Genomic DNA, 21046 nt, shown 5'->3' on the forward strand with positions numbered 1-21046 from the left:
TTAGCGGCATTTTTTATGGGATAAGCGATGATCAAAGCAATGCATTTTTTGGTGACAGGCTTAGTGCAAGGCGTCGGTTTTCGTTTTGCCAGTTGCGAAAAAGCACAGCAACTCGGGATTTGTGGCTGGGTCAAAAACAGGCCCGATGGCAAGGTTGAGCTATGGGCAGAGGGCAGCGCAGTGGCACTCGATCAACTCACCATTTGGTTACAACAAGGCCCCACAGCTGCCAGAGTCGATCACGTTACCATAGAGCGGGCTGACATCAAGCAATATACCGAATTCCAAATCAAAGGTTAAATGAAGGGTATTGCATCATAGCCTTTAAAAATAAAAGCCTCATAAGCAATACATGTCAATCAAATAAAGAACGCATCCATTCTCGGTAAATTTCAACCGCCTCATCGCCTTCACTCGGCGCCCACTTCGCGCGCTCATTATCAGCCACCGGCACATACGGGCCCGCTTTAGCCTCAAAAAACACGGTTGGCTCTAAAGCGACCAAACTGTGAATCACACCGGATGGAATATTTACGCCAATGCAATCAGTGCCTGCAGCCACAACTTGCTGTGAAATGACCATGCCGTCTTTATTAAAAATCAGCACGCCCATCCGCCCACTCAGCACCACCATTGTTTCATCTTTGTCTTCCGAGAAATGACAATGCGGTTGCACGTAGGTATCGGGCTGCAAAGCATTGAGCAAACGATGACAACTGGCGGCATCATCTGCATGAAAATTACGATTTTTGCGCAAGCGTGGGCTTTGCGCCGCCTCGTCCAACAAAGCAGACAACAAAGCTTGGTCGATAAAAGTCGTTGTACTCACGGCGGTTTTCCTATGTTGATTTTATTCAATGCTCGGCATGATGCGATAAAACCGCCGCGCTTGCCAGACTTGTTACCGACAGAACCCAATCTGATGGGTATAATTGCACTTTCGCTTTCACCCTGTACTCGGTACCCGCCATGAATCTGCCAGATCCACGCCTTTACCCTCGTGTTAACCCACAAAATCCAATCATTCGCCAAGTCATGTCACTAATGACTGAGCGCGACGCAGCATTGGTCGCACAAAAACGCGTCGGTTTGCAGCAGCTCATGGCTGAATTGCTGATGTCGAAAGATCATTACGCCCTCAACGGCGCGCTCACCCAAGCCCCATCACAAGACGCATGGCTCACAATGTGGCACGCCCTGCGCGTTGAAGTTGAAACGGCCAGTGCGCACGATCAACGTTCTGCCGTTTTGTTTGCGATTCCTGTGGTCTTGGTTGCAGGCTGCAAAGGCGAAACCACTTTACCGAGTGAAATCGATGGCGCCGCCGCTTTAGCGATTTTACGTGAGCACGGCATTGTTGCTGCCAATGCCGACGCTTGGTTGTCGGGCGCACTGCTTGGCCCCGATGTGCTCGCGGCAATTAGCCCGGCGCAACTGGCCGAATGGCGCGCCACGATTACTGAAGCAGCAAAATTCCCAATCGACTCCGCTGGCAGCGTTATCAAAGTGAAAGATGAAGCCGTGGCGCTGCGCTATTTGATTGGCGTGGCGATTCAAGAAAAAACTGCAGAACCTGCGATTAAGCTGGGTGGCCAAGTCACTAGCTGGGGCATGCCCTTGGCTAACTTAATTAGCGAAACGCTAAAAACCGACGGCGTTACTTTATTTCCAATCCCACGTACGCCACTACCGTGGTTGGCCGCGCAAGACGTTGGCCGCGTTACGCAGCTCGAAACTCGTCTGCAAGTGATGACCAGCAATGCGCTGCGTAGCATTCGCACCAAAGGGCGCACCCCAGTCGTGACCGTGGCCGCGCATGAAAATAATGAAATCCGGATTACTTTTTCAAGCAAAGAAGATCCAGAACGCTGGGAAGGTTACGTCTGGAATTTGCTGCCCTCTGATCACGTCGAGCAAATCGTCCAATATGTGCGCGAATTGATGCAAGAGTGCCGCTTGGATGACTTGGTCTTTATTGAAAACGTTCAGCCCACCTTAGACACTGATGGTCTACCCTTGTTTATTACCGCCCACACTAAACCCGTTGTGCTGCAATAAACAACCCAAGGAATCACGATGAGCCATTACCAACATCATGTGTTTTTTTGCTTAAATCAACGCGCCCCAGGTGAGCGTCAATCTTGCAATAGCTGCGGTGCAGATACACTTTGGGCCTATGCCAAAGATCGCGTCAAAGCACTGGGCTTAAATGGTGACGGCAAAGTTCGCATCAATAAAGCTGGCTGTTTGGAGCGCTGTGAAGAAGGCCCTGTGATCGTTATTTATCCCGAAGAAACTTGGTATACCTATATCGACAAAGAGGATATCGACGAGATCATCAACGAACATTTGTTAAACGGCCGAGTGGTTGAGCGCTTGCTCATTCCTGCACGACCCGCCGCCAATTGATTTTGAATCAACCACAATGCGCCACACGGCGCATTGTTTACGTATACACAGCCAACCTATATAGATTAATAGCTACATGACCATACCCCGCAAAGCAGTCACTTTTGAACTCATCGAAATTGCCGGTCCCGCTGGTAAATTAGAATGTTTGCGCCTCGACGCCCAAACCGAAACTGCCATCGGTATTGTCTTGGTCGCCCACCCCAATCCCACTGAAGGTGGCACCTTTAATAACAAAATCGTTCACACGCTCGCCAAAACACTTTCTCGACTCGGCTACATTGCCTACTGCCCGAATTTGCGCGGCGTCGGTTTGTCTGAAGGCGAGCATAGTCGCGGTGAGTTTGAGCCCGATGATATGGCGGCGGTACTTGCATTTGCCCGCGCCCACCATCCACAGCTCACGCGACTGACTTTGGCGGGTTTTTCTTTTGGTACCTTGATACAAAGTCGCTTACGTGAACGCCTGACAGACAGCGAAGTCGAAGGAATGATTTTGATTGGCCCCGCAGTCAGCCGCTACGCCTTTCCGAATGTACCTAAGGGCACACTGGTTATTCACGGCGAAGAAGACGAAGTGATTAGTCTAAGCGCAGTACTCAATTGGGCGCGACCGCAACAATTGCCGATTATCGTCGCCCCCGGCGTTGGGCATTTTTTCCATGGCAGACTCACCCAACTTGCCGAACTCGTACACGAGGCGTGGCGCAAACGATGAATTTGCCTGCGAGTTTCTTTCCTCATTGGCTTTTAATCCTTAGCGCTTTATCGAGCGTCATGCTGTGCGGCTGGGCCGCGAAGAAAGAAACATGGCATACGCTAAACCAAACCCAAATCACGAGCTGGTTATGCTGCTCGGTGATTTTACTGGTCACATGGCAACTCAAAGCCCAGATATATGCAGGCATTGCCTTTCATATCCTAGGAGCTACTGCGCTCACACTCATCGCAGGTCCTTACCGAGCATTACTAAGTATGGCGGCCTTACTGGGTATGGACCTGGGATTGACTGGTGGAGATATAGCAAGCTGGGGATTATCATTTTGGCTCATCGGAGTTTTACCCGTTTTAAGCACACAATCGCTCTTACTGTTTGCCCAAAATCGATTCAGCCCCAATCTTTTTGTTTATATTTTTGTAAATTGTTTTGCAGCAGGGGCAATTTCAATGTGGCTATTTGGCATTGCCAACTGCATCTTGCTCTATCTCACCAAAGCCTATTCGCCCCAGTTCTTATTTGAAGAAATGCTACCCATCTATTTTTTAATGGGCTGGCCCGAAGCATTCATTACCGGCTTAAATCTCACCTTACTCGTCATTTGGCGCCCTGAATGGGTAATCAGTTTTAATGACCGACTTTATCTGCAAAAAAGATAATCCTCTGCTAGATTGGTTGCAAGCACTTATAAACCAAAGCACCTGTGTATGCGCCAAATACGGACTGATTTAAATTTAATCTTTATTGCGATTGTCACCACGGTGCTTACCATCTCAGGCGCCATCTCCTACTATCGCACTCAAAATCAACTCAATATTGAGCTAGAAGCATTTAGTCGATCACTCGATGCACGACTACAAAGTGTTTTACCCGGCATTATGTGGAATTTTGATGACCAGCAACTGGCCCTAGTACTAGACGCGGAAATGCGCTCGCCCGACATCCGGGCACTCGAAGTTTCTAACATGGAAGTGATGTTGGCCGGCCGCTTACGCGAAAGCGGCACTGTTGCCCCGATTCTTTCGCCAACTACATTCTCAGGGCCAGATACGCACACTACCACGATTAACTACCTACAAAATCAAGACAAACACCCGCTCGGCACAGTCAAAATAACGATCACCCGCGACCGAATTAACGGTTTACTACGCAAAATTATTATTGAAAAACTGATCGAAATATTATTGCTCGATGCTTTATTACTGATTGCGTTATCGACCACACTACAACGCATGGTGATTTCACCGCTGTCGCTACTGGGCAAAAAATTAAGCCAAGCCGCACAATCGAGCAAAGATCTTGAAGAGATCGAACTACCCAACAATCCCTACAAAGAATTTACGGACCTCACTGATGGTTTTACCCGCATCGTGAGTCGACTCAAAGATGACGTAAACATTCGCAGCCAAGCGGAAAAAGAAATGCGTACCGCTAAAGACGCAGCTGAAACGGCACTAGGCCAATTAAAAGAAGCTCAAAACAGCCTCGTTCAATCTGAAAAAATGGCTTCGCTGGGTAGCTTAGTTGCAGGCATTGCTCATGAAATCAACACGCCAGTTGGTATTATTCTCACGAGCGCCTCGGTATTGCATGATGATTCAGTGCTATTTCGCGAGAAAATTGAATCGGGTAATATGAAAAAATCAGAAGTGATCAGCTATAGCCAGACGGCTGAACAATCATCATCGCTGATTATTAGCAATGCAATGCGCGCAGCGGATTTAATCCAAAGTTTTAAACGAGTTGCTGTTGACCAAACCTCTGAAGCAAGACGCGATTTTGAGCTGGGCAAATACCTGCAAGAAATCATTACCAGTATTGGACCAGCATTAAAGCACTCACAAATCACCATCAATATTATTTGCCCTGAAGCCATTGAACTTGAAGGCTATCCCGGTGCAATATCGCAAATCATCACTAATTTAATCAATAATGCGGCGCTTCATGCCTTTACTGAGGATTTACCCAGCAGCAAAAAACACGTCAACATTGTTGCAGAGCGATATTTCAATACCGTCACGCTACACGTGTCTGACAACGGCAGTGGCATTGACGAAGCCGTTATTTCTAAGATTTTCGACCCTTTTTATACCACCAAACGTGCCAATGGCGGCAGCGGCTTGGGCTTGAACATTGTTTTTAATCTTGTGACCCAAACCTTGGGTGGCCACATTCACGTAAAATCGACCGTCGGCAAAGGCACTTCATTCATAATGACCTTCCCCGCCATGGCACCAAAACCGAAAGAGCTCCGTACACCTAATGCCTAGCCATCGACACAGACAATCACCTGTTGGCATTGGTTAAATGGCATTTCTTGGGTATCCTTGCGTCTTTTCAGTATCGAGTCTCACGTCATGACCACACTGCTTGCCGGTAAACCCTATGCTCTTCTCGCCTACTGCCGCCCTGGTTTTGAGCCTGAGTGCGCAGAGGAGATTGCTGACCATACTCAAGGCCCAGGCAAATTTGAACGTGGCGATGGCTGGGTCATGTTCACACCAAATGAAAATCACGGTGCTCAATTGCGTGAACTACTGCCTAAGCAATTCATCTTCTCGCGTCAAACCATACAAGTACACAGCCGTATTGCGCTCGGCACTAAAGATCGCCTAACCCCCATCGTTGACGCACTTAAAGTGATCAATGGAATCTATAGTGATGTTTGGCTGGAACACCCCGACTCAAACGAAGGCAAATCCCTATCAAGCTTTACCCGCAAATTTGGTGATTACGTCGCCAAAGCCCTAGTACAAAACAACTGGCTACAACCAGAGCAATCACGCCAACGGCTACATTTATTCTTCCCCAAGCAAGGTGAAGTGATGATATGTACTCGACCAGTGCGCGCAACTGATTGGCTCAATGGCATTCCACGCCTACGCATGCCTTGCGATGCACCAAGTCGCTCTACACTGAAAATGCTCGAGGCCATCTTAGTGCTTGTTGATGAGCCCGAGAAAAAATTCCGTGAAGGCATGACCGCAGTCGACTTAGGCGCTGCGCCCGGTGGCTGGACGTATCAACTGGTTTCACGTGGATTGAAGGTATTCGCAATTGATAATGGGCCAATGAAAGGTAGTATGGATGGCCACCATCAAGTGAAACACGTCCGTGATGATGGCTTTAAATTCCGCCCAAAAAACCCTGTAGATTGGCTCGTTTGCGATATGGTTGAACAACCCATTCGGATTGCCGAACTCATGGCAAAATGGCTAGCTTCTGGTAACGCACGTCGTGCGATTTTTAATTTAAAACTACCGATGAAAAAGCGTCATTTAGAAGTTGAAAAATGTTTTGATTTAATCGATCAAAAGCTCAAAAAAGCCGATATTTCATATAAAATTAGCGCGAAACAATTATTCCACGACCGTGAAGAAATCACCTGCTATATCACCACAGTCAAAGATTAATTTTTATACTTAGATAAAATAACAGGAGAGCACGATGTTTAAAGAGTTTCGCGAATTTGCAATGCGCGGCAATGTTGTTGATTTAGCGGTCGGCGTGGTAATTGGTGCCGCCTTTGGCAAGATTGTTGACTCACTAGTTAAAGACGTCATCATGCCGCCGCTGGGTTTTTTAATTGGCAAAGTTGACTTCACGAATATGTTTGTGACTTTAGCCGATGGCAAAACAGCAGGCCCTTACGACACGCTGAAAGTCGCACAAGATGCCGGTGCAGTAACAATGAATTTGGGAATGTTTTTTAATTCATTGATTAGTTTCATTATTGTCGCCTTTGCTATTTTTATGGTGGTAAAAGCAATGAACAAATTAAACCGCAAACCTGCAGCGCCAGAAGAAGCACCGGTCACGCCAGAAGAAGTTGTCTTACTTCGTGAAATCCGCGATGCACTAAAAAAGTAAGGAAATGAAACCCCGCCAAAAAAGACGGGGTTTGTCATCAATCTGAGGGCGGTTTTCACCGCCCCTTTTTACAAACTCAGCGCAGTCAAAAACCCCTGCTCAATCGCCCGTTTTGCATCCAACTCACCCGCCTCTAACGCGCCGCCAATTAAATGCACCGATTGCTGCAAAGACATTAGCTCTGTATATAGCGAATTAACCGACTCTTGCCCTGCGCAAACGATGATTTGCTCAACAGGCAGGCATTTTTCTTCACCATCGTGACGCAAATGCAGACCATCATCATCAATTTTCAAGTATTCAACTGAACCCCACAAATGCACGCCGCTGCGTTGCAAGCCAATACGGTGTATCCAACCCGTTGTTCGCCCTGGACCAGCGCCCGGCTTACCTTTACTGCGTTTGAGCAGCCAGACTTCACGCTCAGGCGCATGCGTCACTGGTGCACATAAACCACCTTGACTATTCAACGTCGTATCAACGCCCCATTCGGCCAAATACGCACTACCTTGACCTTCTACCCCAGTGTGCAAACCATTCACTAAATAATCAGCAACATCCACGCCAATGCCTCCAGCGCCAATAATCGCAATTTTTCGCTTTGGTACAACTTTGCCAGCAATCAAATCGGGATAAGCCACTACCGAGGGATGATCAATCCCCGCAATCTGAGCCATTCGCGGGATCACGCCAGTAGCGACAATCACCTCATCAAACTTACCTGCCAAGCTCGTGGCTGACACACGCTGGTTGAGTTGAATATTAACTTTGTATTTAGCTAACATCACCGAGAAATAGCGCAAAGTTTCCGCAAATTCTGCTTTGGCGGGAATATTTTGCGCCAAACCAAACTGCCCGCCGATCTGGGCATCGGCCTCAAAGAGTGTCACCACATGGCCAGCTTGCGCGGCAGTGAGTGCAGCAGACAATCCAGCAGGGCCTGCCCCCACGACGGCAACAGTTTTGGCTAGACTTGACAACACGACATTAAGCTCAGTCTCCCGGCAAGCGCGAGGATTGACCAAGCACGAAGCGGGCTTCCCCTCAAACACATGGTCAAGACAGGCCTGATTACAGGCAATGCACGTATTGATCTCTAGCGCATTATTAGACTGGGCTTTCAGCAGATACTCAGGGTCAGCCAACAGTGGCCGCGCCAAAGAAACCACATCGGCGTCGCCCTTCGCCAAAATCTCTTCTGCAATTTCCGGTGTACTAATTCGATTAACCGCGATCAGTGGCACGCCAACATGGGGTTTGAGCGCCCGCGTTACCCAGCTATACGCGCCGCGCGGTACTGTGGCGGCAATGGTTGGGATGCGCGCCTCATGCCAGCCGATACCGGTATTGAGCAAAGTAACACCAGCTAATTCCAGCGCTTGCGCCAGCTCAATCGCCTCAGCCAAGGTACCGCCATTTTCGACCAAATCCAGCAGTGAGATTCTAAAAATCACGATCGAATTAGGCCCCAGAGCAGCTCGTACAGCTTTCGCAATCTCAATAGCAAACCGCTGCCGATTGGCAACGCTGCCGCCCCAATGATCTTGCCGCTGATTGGTGCGCGCAACCAGAAACTGGTTAATTAAATAGCCTTCTGAACCCATGATTTCAACGCCGTCATAGCCAGCACGTTGCGCGAGGCTGGCGGTGTGCGCAAAATCAGCTATCGTTTGTTCGATTTCGACATGACTTAATTCACGCGGAGTAAACGGAGAAATAGGCGAGGTGATCGGAGACGGTGCAACCGCATCTGCGTGATAGGCATAGCGTCCCGTGTGCAAGATTTGTAAAGCAATCTTGCCACCATTAGCGTGTACCGCTTGGGTAATCGGGCGATGACGAACGATCTGCGCTTCATCATTGAGCATTGTCGAGCCAGCAAACATACAGCCTGCAAGATTGGGCGCAATACCGCCCGTCACAATCAGGCTCACGCCACCCGCGGCGCGTTCAGCGTAAAACGCAGCCAAACGCTCAGGTGCATCGTGGTGCTCTTCCAAGCCCGTATGCATTGAGCCCATCAAGGCGCGGTTTTTGAGCGTTGTAAAACCTAAATTCAGCGGGGTAAACAAATGAGAATACTGCGACACGGGCCTCTCCAAACGATCGTTTGAATTACATTAGCCTATATCACAGCAAATGACGATTAGGGTTTTTCACCCAATTGCAGAAATGTATATAACTTCAGATTGAAGTAGCATGTATTGCCACCCAGCCATTATTAATCAATACCTAGGTGGCAATACATCAGTTATTCCAATTCACTTTTTTGGTACAAACCGAAATCAAAGTGGCCGCCAACGCAATTACCGCCATACCCCACGCCAAACTACTCGCATGTGCGATAAAGCCAATCACGGGCGGCCCCATCAGCGCGCCAATTGAACCCATCGTCGTCACCGCAGCCAAGGCGACTGAGCCATGCTTGGCTGCCGCCGCATACACGCAAGGCGAAACAGCAGCAACGCCCAAGCCGACCAAGGCAAAGCCCAATAAAGCAGGCACTAGCCCACCGATGAGCAAGGCCAAACCCAATCCGCCACCCGCTAATACCCCACCCACGGTCAGCATCCGCTCCGCACCAAAGCGCATGCGCCAGCCATCACCAAACCAGCGCGCAATTAACATGGTGCCTGAGACGCAGGCAATACCCAGCGGCGCAATTTGTGCCGATGCGCCGACCACGTCTTTTAAATACAAAGCCGACCAATCCGACATCGAGCCTTCGACCACTGTGCCGCACAATGCAATCAAACCCAACCACAAAGCGACGCCCGTAGGAATCACAAAGCGTTTACCATTGCCACCGCCTTCCTCTTTGATTTTTTCATGCAGCAAGCCAGGAATTGCATACACCACTCCCAGCCACAAAATAGCAGCACCGGCGACAAAATGAATCACCAAGGAGTCGGTATACATCGTCAACGCGGAAGCAAATAAAGCTGCCAGTAAGCCGCCCAAGCTAAACACCGCATGCAAGCGTGACATGATGGCTTGCTTGCCTGCTAACTCAACTTCAACCCCTTGCGAATTCATCGCCACATTCAAGCAGGCGACGGTGACGCCTTCAATTGCCATCACCGCCATCGCAATTGGAAATGTCGGCGCTAAAGCTAATGCAATCAGCACGCAAGGCAAAGTCATGCCCGCTAAAATGCATAATTTACGCGAACCTAGTTTGTGTAACAAAGTCGCCGTCACAGGAAAAGAAAATACCGCGCCCAAACCACTGGCAAGCAATAAAATGCCGACTTCAGCAGCGCTGAGGCCTAGTTGCATCTTGAGCGCAGGAATACGCGATGCCCATGTACCAAAATTAAAGCCTAAAACGAGAAACAGCGAGGCCACGGCAAGCTGGCTGCGGCGTAAAGAAACGACTGAATTAATCACTTGGAATCCGTTGATTGGTCTGGAGATTGGTCTGAAGAATGCGGCGCAATCTGCTCGTCCGCTGGTGGTAAATGGCTAAAGTCGGGTGCAAACACATCTTCACCGCGCTCTAGCATGTAAATAAACGCTAGCAATTCTGCCACAGCGCGGTAAAGTTGCGGTGGAATATGGCTATCTAAATCCACTTGCATCAGTAAAGCCACCATTTCTGGCGAATCATGCACAAAAACGCCAGCTTCTTTGGCTTTTTCAATAATCCGCTCCGCCAACATGCCCTTGCCTTTGGCGACCACTCGCGGTGCGGCACTGCCTTCACGATAAGCCAGCGCTACCGCACGGGGCATCGTATTACGGATTTTCATTATCAATCCGAGACTGAATTAAACTGAGTCCGGCCGCCTCAAAGCGCTGTAATAAATCCGGCTGATGCTGTTTTATCAGAGCAGCTGTTTTCTCATCCATCGCCTTAAAGCGTAAAGAAAACTGCCCATTAACCATCGTGGCGACTACGCCCAGCTCACCCAACTTAGGCAACGTTAGTTCAAGTTTCGTCTGCCACTGGCGTTGCCCTACTGACAAATCAGCCTCAGGCTCTTGTTCATTTTGCAGTTCTAATTCCCACTTCAAAGGCTGACCTGGCCAGGCATTGCCTTGCCACACTAAGGGCCGTTGCTCGAGCAAGTCAACTTGCTGGCGAACCAATTGGCGCATCGCTTGTTCTGGCGGTATATCATCCGCTTTTTTTAGTAAGCTTTGCTGTGCAATTTCGTTATTGAACGCCGTTTTAGCATTTTTATCGACCAGCTGCGGTGAGTCGCCTTCTGCTGCTTTATTTTCTCCACCCAATCCTTGATTTACATTTGACAAATGCATTGTCGCCTGCGGCTCACGCATTAGGCTTTGCAAGGGCCTCTGCCCAGTCACCCATTCAGCTTGATGAGATTCATAAAACAAACCACTTTCCGCCAAACGTCCAGCCAATTGACCAGCCAACTGCGTGGTATCGGGCTTAGCGGAAAATAGCGGCAGCGCCTGCTGCAAGACCGCCGGCTTGCCGTCCGATGATTTTTCAAGAACTTGATTCAGTAGTGCAGCCCCTTTGCTTAATTCAACATTGGGCGCTTGCGTTAAAGTGGGTTTAGCTTCTGGCTGCGCAAGGCTAAAAGTCAACGTTGGGGATTTTGAAATCACGGTAAGATCAAGTTTCTCGCCGGGTTGGGTATTACGTGGCAAATTCAGATCAAGCAGCTGATCCTTAATTAGAACAGCGAAACGACCATTGGGGAGCTGATTGGTGACCGTGGCCTGAACTTTCTCACCGACCGTAAGGCGAATATCATCAGGAGAAAGCTTAACCGCCTCCATAACCCCCTGCTGCCCCCGCAAATATTGCGAAAGCAAAGTGGATGACATATTGCCGGCTAACATGGCTAGTTGCGCTCCGAACTACTGCGATAAAGTGCAACAATCAAATCAGCTTCACCCCGCGAAATACCGCAGGTGGCAGCAAGCTCATTGGCATCAGCGCCTTTTTGGGCTAAGCGAATAGCCTGAGCGTAGGGGGTATCTGCCGGAGTTTTTAAGGTTTCAATTGAATTTAAGTGCGAAGGTAAAGGAAAAACAGGATCATCGACCAAATTAGAAGCATGCAATTGCGCGGCCAACGCAGCAATTTTCACTTTCGATGATGCCAGTTCCTGACGTAATTCATCCATCTGCTCCTGAAGCTGTTCGAAATGGAGCGATGACTTATTTTTACGGCCGTGGCGCAGCCAAAAGAAAAACAACTCGGCCACATAAAAAGATAAAACAACAATACCCACATAGAGTAATTGTGGCCAAGTAATAAATATCCCTGAATTACTCACCATACCCCCTAAATACGTGGCATTAATGTTTAGCGATAATGATCGTTGAGTTTTCGAGATTGAATTGAATTTTGCAAAATATCTTTGAGTTCATCACGCCAATTGCTTGTTAACTGTAGAAACGAAGAATGCACGCTATCTAGTTGGCGCAACTGCATTTCGAGCAAACGTTGCTCATCAGTAGAAAGTATACTCCAAGTAATCATTGGCAAATCTGATGTCGCCAACTCATACCTAGGCCATTCAAGCAATAATTCATCCCAGCGTTCCTGCTGAGCCAAAATCAGTAATTCAGTCACAACTTCAGACAAATGACTAACTTTCTCGTGATAAATATTTATTTTATGCACGGCCTAGGCTCATTACAGTCTTAGTGGCATCAGCTACCGCAGGCTGAGGAGAAGCCCCCATCTGAAGGCTTGGATCAATACTTGCCCATGAAGACTTTAAATCATTAAGTAACGTCAAAACTTGATCCAATATCTGGGCATCATTTCGCAAATTCGCAACCAACAGTTGGTGAGCCGCATATTCATAAAGCGCATCCAGATTTTCCGCTAATTCGCCCCCTGCGGATTTATCGAGTGAAAGTCGTAAACCTTCCTCAATAATTGCAATCGCTTTAGTGATCGCCAAGCCTTTCTCAGGAACATTACCTTGCTCAAGGAAAAACTTAGCCATATTGATTGATTTAATAGCACCTTCAAATAACATCACCACTAAACGATGAGGACTCGCACTTGCAACTTGATCATCTATACTAGCAACCCCATAGGCTTGAAGTGCTTTTTTCTTCGCTAACATTATCCGTATACCCCTTGAAAGTTAACCAAGTTTAGATAGCATTTCAGATAGCCGATTGCTCATGTTTTGCATTGCAGAGACCGCGACATCTAATGCTGCATATTGTGCACGATAACGCTTTTCAACATCATCCATCCGTTGATTAAAATTCGTTGTTCTGTCTGCGAGCATTTTGCTACGAGTATTCATCCCATCAACTCGTGCATCGACTACCCCTCCTTTTTCTAACATTTTTCCAATTAATGTATCGATTTGATATCCAAGCCCTTTAGAAAAATTGATAGTTCCACGATCAGCGCCATCTGGAGCGATGGCGGCACCACCCAATACAGAAAACCTCATACCATTATCTAAAGTAACCTGCTGGCCAACGCCTGTTTTTATTTCGCCACCAACCTTGACTCTAACATCAGTACCCGAAATTGTATTTAAAATTCCTGTACCCAATAAATCGCTATTGATCGCTAAAGAGCCCTCGCTCCCATACCGAGGATTAGTCATTACTATTTTGTTATCACTACCAATTTTTACATTAATTGTAGCTTTAGCGTCTGTAAACAATGAATTTGAGTTAACACGTGTTTGCAATTCTGCAGCTAACTGCTCTTTAGTATAACTACCTTCATTCAAGTTAACTGATGCCGTTTTACCGTTAATTGAAATACTAAAGTTTTTATTACTTGAATCAACTACAAAACCACTCGGTGGAAAAACCAAAGCACTACTAGTATAGCTAGCTTGTGTTGCATTACTTATTACCGCAATTGGCGTATTATTCATCGAACTCGTCTGGGGCGAAAAGCTATCAATTTTAATCATTGAGTCACTAGTACGACTATTTGTTGCAAATAAACTTATAACGCCTTGCACATCTTTTGTTATTGCAGCATTTAACTTGGCAGAATCAACGGTTAACACACCGTTTTGATCTGTTTTCACTCCAACTTGCGACATTGAACTAAAATCAGAACCTGTACCTGAAACAACTTGGTTGAGTGCAGACCGCAATGAGGTTTGAAGAGAACGAATTGTTGCATCACCATTTAGCAAGCCTCCCTGCTTTGTTTCTGGGTTATAAGCGGAAAGATCTTTTAATGTTTTTGATAAATCATTATATGATTTAACGAATGCCTGAACTGCCTTTGATATTCCGCTGGTATCATTACTAATACTAATATTAACAGGTGCAGTCGTTATCTTACTTAAAGTTAAAGTCACCCCATCAATAGCATCAGAAACAACATTACTTGATTTGCTAACGCTAATACCATCCATTTTAAAGACGGAATTCTGCGCGTTTTGTGTTTGAACCATATTAGTGACGGGTAACTTGGAGATAGCCGGATTGGCTGTTGCATCATATGCAAATACTGAAAGACCTAATGCATCGGTATTGCTTCCATCACCATCGGTGGTAGTGATCCGCAATGAATTTGCTTCGCCAGTATCTTTAGAAACCAATGCTAATTTATAACCTGTACCATCATTAACAATACTTGCCGTTACATTCGCTCCAGAGTTATTAATCGCATCCCTAAGACCGGCGAGAGTATTATTTTTTTCATCAATGGTAATTGTTTTTGAGGTCTTATCAGCATTACTTGTAAATGAAGTCACAGCACCAGAAGTACTATAAGTTCCAAATTCAAACGTGATTTGACCCGATCCAACTATTGAGGTGCTTGCAGCAAAAGATCCAGAAGCTAATTTTTGATTTTTGGCTAATTGAGTTACTTCAACCGCAAAACTCCCCTGAGCCGCATTTTTTGCAGCACTAACACCAACTTCATCAGAAGCTGATGAGTTCGCTTTAATCGTCGTAAAACTCTCTGGATTTGAAAGCGCCTTAGCTGCAGTTTGAAAACTTGCTAAACCACTCTTAATCGTACCATAGGCACTTAGCCGAGCATTATTACCGATATTTTGCACTTCAATTTTTTTAAGGGGCTGCCGCTCCACCGCCATCAATTGCGTCACAATTGAATTCACATCGATCATAGCCATTTCATACCCCTTGTTAATTATTTCAGCACAAACTAGGCTTTATCACGGACCAGTAAGCCCTGTAGTTTATCTAATGCTTTGGCGATCGCCAAAACTTCCTCATTAGGTATTTGTCGCAACACTTCTTTAGATTGAATATCAATTAATTTAACTAACCTAATTTGAGTATCCTCATCAGTACTAAACTCTAAACCAACATTTGGGTTTAATGATTTAACCGTCTCGTTGATTTTTTTGACCGAGTCATCAATCTGTTTGGCAAACTCTTTTTCATCCACTGGCTGAACTGCTATCGGATTTGCCGAGATTTGCATGCTTGATTTTTCAGCACTAACTGCAGCAGATAAAGCTGAGTTTGTAGCTTCATCTTGGCGTAGTTGCGGTGCGACGGAGGGTACTGTATTGACAGATGAAATTTGCATGATGCACCTCAATTAGCAAAATTGCCCCAACGCTATTGCATTGGGGCATTTTTAGTTTACATCAAATTCAGCCCTTTGATTAACCGCGCAACAAACTCAATACTTGGTTTGGCAATGCGTTAGCCTGAGCCAACATCGCAGTGCCTGCTTGTTGCAGTACTTGAGAACGAGTTAATGTAGCTGTTTCAGATGCGAAGTCCGTATCACGGATCCGGCTACGAGAAGCAGACAAATTTTCAGAACTCGTTTGCAAGTTTGAAATTGTATTTTCAAACCGAGATTGCAAAGCACCAAATTTTGCACGCTGCCCACTCACCGCCGCAATTGCGGAATCCACAGTTTTCAACGCGTCTTGCGCACCTTTAAAGGTAGAAATATCCAACCCAGAGACTGCCCGCAACGCTGAATTACTTGAAGTCACTGCATTACTTGCAGAGGTCACATTAAATGAGCTGGAAGAGTCAAAAGTCAAATAACCAGCCGATGTAGTAGATCCAGCAGCACTAGCATTCATCGTCGCAGCTGAACCTGCAGCAGCTCCCTCTGAATTAAGCCGCTGAACCGTGACATTACCTGCAAATGCTGAAGTTGACGAATTTGTAAGCGTAATATCATTACCATTACCATTCGTTAAAATCAGGCCGGAACCTGCATTATTTAACGCCGCAGTTACCCCTGTTTTTGATGACTGGTCATTGATCTTACTAATTGCATCAGCCAAGCCGCTTTGGCCTGTTGTTGCCGAGAGTGTGAACGTAATGGTTTGTCCAGCAGCACCATTATCAGACGCAAGATTCATTGCGTAAGCGCCAGCAGCACCAAAAGAAACATCAATATCTGTTTTTGCTGTTGCAGCTACGCCCGTATTTACAGTTTGTCCATTGATTTGCTGCGCAATGGTCTGGGCTGTTGCATTGGCTGCCACAGAAATTGAGCCTGAGCCTACTGAACCACTGACAGTGATCGCCCCTGAAGAAACACCATTTGTACCAAAAGCAGTTGCAGAAGGAGCATAAGTACCCGCACCATTGGCACCCGATAGTTGGTTGTTTCCGTACACATTGGTACGGAAATTACCAGTAGTTGCCTGGATGATTTGATTGGCATTGGCACCAACCTGGAAATTGGCAGCGCCAAATGTGCCATCAAGCAAATTCTGGCCATTAAACTGAGTAGTAGTTGAAATCCGATCCAATTCAGAAACAAGCTGACCGACCTCTGACTGCAGCGCTTGGCGATCGCTAGCAGTATTACTACTATTTGAAGACTGCACCGCTAGTTCACGAACACGTTGCAATAGATCAGTACTGGTTGACAATGCACCTTCAGCAGTTTGCGACAATGAAATACCATCATTCGCATTCCGACGAGCCTGATCCAAACCCCGAATCTGACTGGTCATACGATCTGAAATTGCTAAGCCAGCGGCATCATCTTTTGCGCTATTGATACGCAAACCAGAAGACAGGCGCTGCAACGAGGTGCTTTGCATGCTTTGTGATTTGTCAAGATTACGCTGCGAATTAAGCGATGGTACATTGGTTTGGATGACTTGAGCCATGATGAATACCCCTTCGAGAGTGTTGTTGATCTCGGCCAACGCATCACAGCGTAGCCTTCCTTCCCTATATCGGACAACTTTTCTGACACTTTAGGACTTTACCAAAACATTTTTGGACACATTCAAAAGCATAGTTAAAACACGAGAGCATAAAGAATTTTAAAAAAAATACCAGTTAGAGTAATCTAACCATATCCCTTACCTCAATACATGACAAACCTTTCATGACCAAATCACGTAAATCCACCCAAAAAAACACTAACCTACTAGAGGAAAAAATACGTGCCGAACGTGAAATGGCATCGGGGCAATTTGGCGCAATTGAAAATTTATGTCGCAAAATTTTGATGAAATCCCCGCAGGATGAATATGCCTGCAGCCAACTCGGTGTTGCTTATGCGCAGCAAAAGCGCCACCAAGAAGCGATCGAAATTTTTGAGCAGGGACTAAAAGGCAACCCAAATAGCGCACATTTACTTTTTAATGCCGGGGTCGTATTAGGCACTGTTAAATACGCTGAAAAAGCCTATCAATATGCAAAAAAAGCAGCTGAATTACTCCCAAATAACCCATTAGCATGGATTAGTTATACATATGCAGCCCGTTTAGTTTTCAAGTATCACGAAGTATTTGAAGCTGCTCAACATGCAATTGAACTAGCACCAATGGACATCACTGCCAGAATCAATCTAGGAACCTATTTCCTTGACACTGGACGCCCAAAAGAAGCGCTAAGCCACTACCGTGCAGCCCTTGAAATCAACCCACAGTCTGAAATCGCACACACTAATTTATTACTCTCAATGCTATATGATGACGCAAGCACAGTTAAGGCAATGGCCACTGAGAGTACGCGATTCTCAAAGTTATTTGACTTACCAAAAACACAACTCCCCCAGCATAGCAATACACCTCAAGCATGGCGTAAATTAAAGCTTGCATTTATTGGTGCAGACATTAGCAATCATGCAGTTAGCTACTATCTTGAACCAATACTGGCTCGCCTCGACCGTCAGCAGTATGAAATTCACGCTTACCACACACTACATGAAGGCGATCATGTCACTAAACGACTGAAGCGCTATTTTGACAGTTTTGTGACTATTGCAAATTTCAGCACAGAACAGGCCTTCGAGCAAATTCGCAAAGATGAAATTGACATACTGATTGACTTTGCAGGGCATACAACAGGCAATGGACTAGCGATCATGGGAAAAAAACCAGCTCCAGTTCAAATTACCTGGTTAGGCTTCCCTGGCACCACTGGCCTTAAAAATATCGACATACGTCTTACCGATGAAATAGTGGATTGCTATGCAGAAGACGGGGATTACAGCGAAAAACTGTACATGTTACCCGCTCCATTTTGCGTTTATCGCCCATGCCTACAGAACCCCTTATGGCGCTACTGGCCTGATTACCAAGTCAAACCAACTCCTGCGCTGGAGAATGGTTTCATCACTTTTGGCTCATGCAACAACATTGCTAAAATTGGCCTTGAGCCACTAAAACTCTGGGCAAGAATACTAGCCGAGGTACCCGGGTCTCGTCTACGTATTGAAGCATGGGGGCTCGACACTGAAGAAATCGGGCATTTTTTCACACAAAGATGCTCCGATGCAGGTGTAGATCCCAAGCGCCTCATATTAGTTGGCAGGGGGTCGGAAAGAGCAAAACAATATTTGACTTATCACGATATAGATATTGCCTTAGATCCATTCCCTCTAACAGGTGGAACAACTTCATCCGACACACTATGGATGGGCGTTCCTATGGTATCCATGACTGGAAATAGCTTGCGAAGCCGGCTATCGACTACATTATTAACAGCAGCAAACCTGACACAATGGTTAGCACAAAGCGACGATGAATACATACAGATTGCCAAAAATCTCGCCAGTAATATACAGAATCTCAACCAAACGAGACTGAGCTTACGGAGGTACATTGAGCAGAGCCCGTTAATGGATGAACGCTTATTTACAATTTACTTTGATAATGCAATCCGCGAGGCTTGGGTAAATTGGTGCCGCACACAAGACTGCAACGTCCCTCCCGCACCTGAGGCGCCTCTAATTGCAGAGCAAGTTTTTAATCAAGAAGGAATCTGCAGTCCATTAGATCAGGCACTACCTAAGCTTAAGACCGCAGTAACTTTGAAGCAATGGGATCTAGTGTACAAAATTTCCACCGAAGTCCTTGAGTCCCTACCATATCAAGTTGATGCTTTGTTAGCGTTAGCTGAGGCAGATCATGCCAATGGTTACAATATGTCGGTTAGTTATCTTAGCTCCGCAATTGATAGCGCCCCACAACGATATGATTTATATATTCGTATGGCAGAAATGCTCATCGCAAACAACAATCAACAAGAAGCCACGCAAATTCTTCAATTACTTGAAAGTAGAATTAAACAATAACTAAACTCACCTAAGTAAACTATTCACCAAATACAGCCCATGCACAAAAGGGCTGATTTGGGTCTCTCTTAAGTTTCAAGTTATTTAAACCAAGAGTCTCGATTACAGCGAGCGTTTCACCTGGAAACTGGGGGCAATTTAATTCATCAAAAACAAGCACAGATCCCCTCACAAGCCGAGGCAAAACTTGCATCAATACCTCTTTGGTAGGATGGTATATATCCATATCAAAGATGGCCATTGAAATTACAGTTTGCGGATTGTTTTCAATCCAAGTAGGAAATGATTTTGATGCATCACCTGCGACTAATTCATATTTTTTAATATGCGGCAATGGAGACCCCAATTCGTGCAGTGACATAATTTCATCAAGGCAGTGTTGATAATCCACCATCGTTGAATAATCGCCCTCGCTTACAACCTTCCCATCCAATTCATGTGTCTTTGAAAAACCTTGAAATGTATCAAAACCAACGATCTTTCTAGAATAATTATAGGGCTCATGAATACCACGTAAATTAGCCAAAACAGACAAGCTAGCTCCCCACTGAACCCCAAATTCACAAATAATACCTGGCACATCAACAATATGCTGATATAACATATTCAAATATAGAATTCGTGAAATACTTAATCTACTCATAAATACATTAGAATTAACATTCCAATGCGCCCCCATATTGGCTGCAATGTCATTCCTGAGCTCAAACATCCTTGCACCAGAAGTTAACTCCGAATCCGTCTTTCTAATAGATTCACCTAATTTTGTTTTCAGCATTCTGACTCCGAGTGCTTAAACCCAGGATAATCACAAAAAAATATATTTTTCCGATCACCTGTTGGATATTTATTTTTTTTGAACCATGCACAATTTAGATCAGAAACACGTACCTGAGCAGTCCATCGTGGCATGCTTGAGTGATTTATCGTACTTCGATGTAATAAAAATTGACTAAACACGACGACATCCCCTGGGTTTGCATCAATCGAAACAGGAACATCAATAACATCCATATCTAAAGATAAATCTCTTTGGAGAAAAGGAATATACTCTGCAATTATTTTCCCCGATATTCGTTTAAATGGAAGAATCCCATTCAGATGAGACCGAGGAATGACCTCAATTGTACCCGCATTCAAATTAACATTTGTTAATGGAATCCATAGAGTGACAGCATTAAGCGATCCAAGTAAATAAAGTGAATCCTGATGCCAAGCAAACAAATGATTTACATCATGTGGCACATCATATCGCATATTACAACAACCCATAAGTACAGGCTCAGTCAACCCCAATTCCCTTAGTAAATAAATTAAATTAACATTACCTGACAACCGGCTCATTGATGGCAAATATCGCAATCGATCATATAGAAGAGATTGTTTTTCTTTTGAAACAAACTTTGTCTCACTAGAATAAAAATCGAATCCTTCCCCAACAATAGACTTTCCAAATTGGCTTATTTCAAAAATAAGCTCATCTATTACACTACGATCAATGGCTCCTCGAAAAATAGCGAAGCCGTTTTCTTTGTAGGCATTAATACTACACTCATCAATCATCAGACTTCCTTCAACCC

22 protein-coding genes are annotated in these 21046 nt (G+C 45.7%); 9 read left to right on the plus strand and 13 right to left on the minus strand.

The features are described 5' to 3' along the window. The first annotated feature begins 27 nt into the window (after positions 1-27). Entirely contained in the window at positions 28-300 is a 273-nt protein-coding gene (locus K4H28_RS07260) for an acylphosphatase (protein WP_221007703.1), read from the plus strand. A gap of 55 nt (positions 301-355) precedes the next feature. Here K4H28_RS07260 and K4H28_RS07265 read toward each other — a convergent pair whose 3' ends face one another. Then, positions 356-829, minus strand: coding sequence for a WbuC family cupin fold metalloprotein (locus tag K4H28_RS07265; protein WP_221007704.1), 474 nt, complete (start codon positions 827-829; stop codon positions 356-358). Between the two features lie 140 nt (positions 830-969). On the opposite strand from K4H28_RS07265, the gene K4H28_RS07270 reads away from it, so the two are divergent. From K4H28_RS07270 to mscL, 7 genes are all read left to right on the plus strand, one after another. After that, positions 970-2058, plus strand: a complete 1089-nt coding sequence (locus K4H28_RS07270) for a hypothetical protein (RefSeq protein ID WP_221007705.1) — start codon at positions 970-972, stop codon at positions 2056-2058. Between the two features lie 18 nt (positions 2059-2076). Beyond that, positions 2077-2409 carry a (2Fe-2S) ferredoxin domain-containing protein gene (locus K4H28_RS07275; RefSeq protein WP_221007706.1) on the plus strand — a complete coding sequence of 111 codons (333 nt, stop codon included), beginning with the start codon at positions 2077-2079 and terminating at the stop codon, positions 2407-2409. 76 nt (positions 2410-2485) lie between these two features. After that, entirely contained in the window at positions 2486-3127 is a 642-nt protein-coding gene (locus K4H28_RS07280) for an alpha/beta hydrolase (RefSeq protein ID WP_221007707.1), read from the plus strand. Further along, the gene (locus K4H28_RS07285; protein ID WP_221007708.1) at positions 3124-3786 is read left to right on the plus strand and encodes an energy-coupling factor ABC transporter permease; all 663 of its coding nucleotides are present in this window, start codon (positions 3124-3126) and stop codon (positions 3784-3786) included. Before K4H28_RS07280 ends, K4H28_RS07285 begins: the two co-directional genes overlap by 4 nt. Positions 3787-3834: 48 nt before the next feature. After that, positions 3835-5397, plus strand: coding sequence for a sensor histidine kinase (locus K4H28_RS07290; RefSeq protein WP_221007709.1), 1563 nt, complete (start codon positions 3835-3837; stop codon positions 5395-5397). A gap of 87 nt (positions 5398-5484) precedes the next feature. Beyond that, a complete protein-coding gene (gene rlmM, locus K4H28_RS07295; RefSeq protein WP_221007710.1) occupies positions 5485-6540 on the plus strand; it encodes a 23S rRNA (cytidine(2498)-2'-O)-methyltransferase RlmM in 1056 nt (351 codons plus the stop codon). A gap of 34 nt (positions 6541-6574) precedes the next feature. Then, the gene (mscL, locus tag K4H28_RS07300) at positions 6575-6997 is read left to right on the plus strand and encodes a large conductance mechanosensitive channel protein MscL (protein ID WP_221007711.1); all 423 of its coding nucleotides are present in this window, start codon (positions 6575-6577) and stop codon (positions 6995-6997) included. A gap of 68 nt (positions 6998-7065) precedes the next feature. Here mscL and K4H28_RS07305 read toward each other — a convergent pair whose 3' ends face one another. The 10 genes from K4H28_RS07305 to K4H28_RS16855 form a co-directional block, all read right to left on the minus strand. After that, a complete protein-coding gene (locus K4H28_RS07305; protein WP_221007712.1) occupies positions 7066-9087 on the minus strand; it encodes an NADPH-dependent 2,4-dienoyl-CoA reductase in 2022 nt (673 codons plus the stop codon). Positions 9088-9244: 157 nt separating this feature from the next. After that, the gene (locus K4H28_RS07310; protein ID WP_221007713.1) at positions 9245-10387 is read right to left on the minus strand and encodes an MFS transporter; all 1143 of its coding nucleotides are present in this window, start codon (positions 10385-10387) and stop codon (positions 9245-9247) included. Continuing rightward, the gene (locus K4H28_RS07315; RefSeq protein WP_221007714.1) at positions 10384-10749 is read right to left on the minus strand and encodes an EscU/YscU/HrcU family type III secretion system export apparatus switch protein; all 366 of its coding nucleotides are present in this window, start codon (positions 10747-10749) and stop codon (positions 10384-10386) included. The genes K4H28_RS07310 and K4H28_RS07315 overlap by 4 nt, the downstream gene beginning before the upstream one ends. Beyond that, a complete protein-coding gene (gene fliK / locus K4H28_RS07320; RefSeq protein ID WP_221007715.1) occupies positions 10736-11815 on the minus strand; it encodes a flagellar hook-length control protein FliK in 1080 nt (359 codons plus the stop codon). The genes K4H28_RS07315 and fliK overlap by 14 nt, the downstream gene beginning before the upstream one ends. 2 nt (positions 11816-11817) lie before the next feature. Beyond that, entirely contained in the window at positions 11818-12258 is a 441-nt protein-coding gene (locus tag K4H28_RS07325) for a DUF2802 domain-containing protein (RefSeq protein WP_221007716.1), read from the minus strand. A gap of 26 nt (positions 12259-12284) precedes the next feature. Then, positions 12285-12605: a flagellar protein FliT gene (gene fliT / locus K4H28_RS07330; RefSeq protein ID WP_221007717.1), complete on the minus strand. Its 321-nt coding sequence runs from the start codon at positions 12603-12605 to the stop codon at positions 12285-12287. After that, a complete protein-coding gene (fliS, locus tag K4H28_RS07335; RefSeq protein ID WP_221007718.1) occupies positions 12598-13059 on the minus strand; it encodes a flagellar export chaperone FliS in 462 nt (153 codons plus the stop codon). The genes fliT and fliS overlap by 8 nt, the downstream gene beginning before the upstream one ends. A gap of 21 nt (positions 13060-13080) precedes the next feature. Continuing rightward, positions 13081-15063 carry a flagellar filament capping protein FliD gene (gene fliD / locus K4H28_RS07340; RefSeq protein ID WP_221007719.1) on the minus strand — a complete coding sequence of 661 codons (1983 nt, stop codon included), beginning with the start codon at positions 15061-15063 and terminating at the stop codon, positions 13081-13083. Positions 15064-15095: 32 nt separating this feature from the next. Then, a complete protein-coding gene (locus tag K4H28_RS07345) occupies positions 15096-15485 on the minus strand; it encodes a flagellar protein FlaG (RefSeq protein WP_221007720.1) in 390 nt (129 codons plus the stop codon). Positions 15486-15564: 79 nt separating this feature from the next. Beyond that, on the minus strand, positions 15565-17046 hold the full coding sequence (locus tag K4H28_RS16855; protein WP_221007721.1) for a flagellin N-terminal helical domain-containing protein: 1482 nt from the start codon (positions 17044-17046) through the stop codon (positions 15565-15567). Positions 17047-17270: 224 nt separating this feature from the next. Between K4H28_RS16855 and K4H28_RS07355 the strand changes: the two genes are divergently transcribed. Next, positions 17271-19466, plus strand: coding sequence for a tetratricopeptide repeat protein (locus tag K4H28_RS07355; RefSeq protein ID WP_221007722.1), 2196 nt, complete (start codon positions 17271-17273; stop codon positions 19464-19466). A 19-nt stretch (positions 19467-19485) separates the two neighbouring features. Here the strand turns inward: K4H28_RS07355 and K4H28_RS07360 are convergent, their stop codons facing one another. Together K4H28_RS07360 and K4H28_RS07365 are read right to left on the minus strand one after the other, a co-directional pair. Further along, positions 19486-20244, minus strand: coding sequence for a TylF/MycF/NovP-related O-methyltransferase (locus K4H28_RS07360; protein WP_221007723.1), 759 nt, complete (start codon positions 20242-20244; stop codon positions 19486-19488). Next, a complete protein-coding gene (locus tag K4H28_RS07365; RefSeq protein ID WP_221007724.1) occupies positions 20238-21029 on the minus strand; it encodes a phytanoyl-CoA dioxygenase family protein in 792 nt (263 codons plus the stop codon). Before K4H28_RS07365 ends, K4H28_RS07360 begins: the two co-directional genes overlap by 7 nt. Positions 21030-21046 lie beyond the last annotated feature (17 nt).

This window comes from Deefgea tanakiae (genome assembly GCF_019665765.1).
Taxonomy (GTDB): domain Bacteria; phylum Pseudomonadota; class Gammaproteobacteria; order Burkholderiales; family Chitinibacteraceae; genus Deefgea; species Deefgea tanakiae.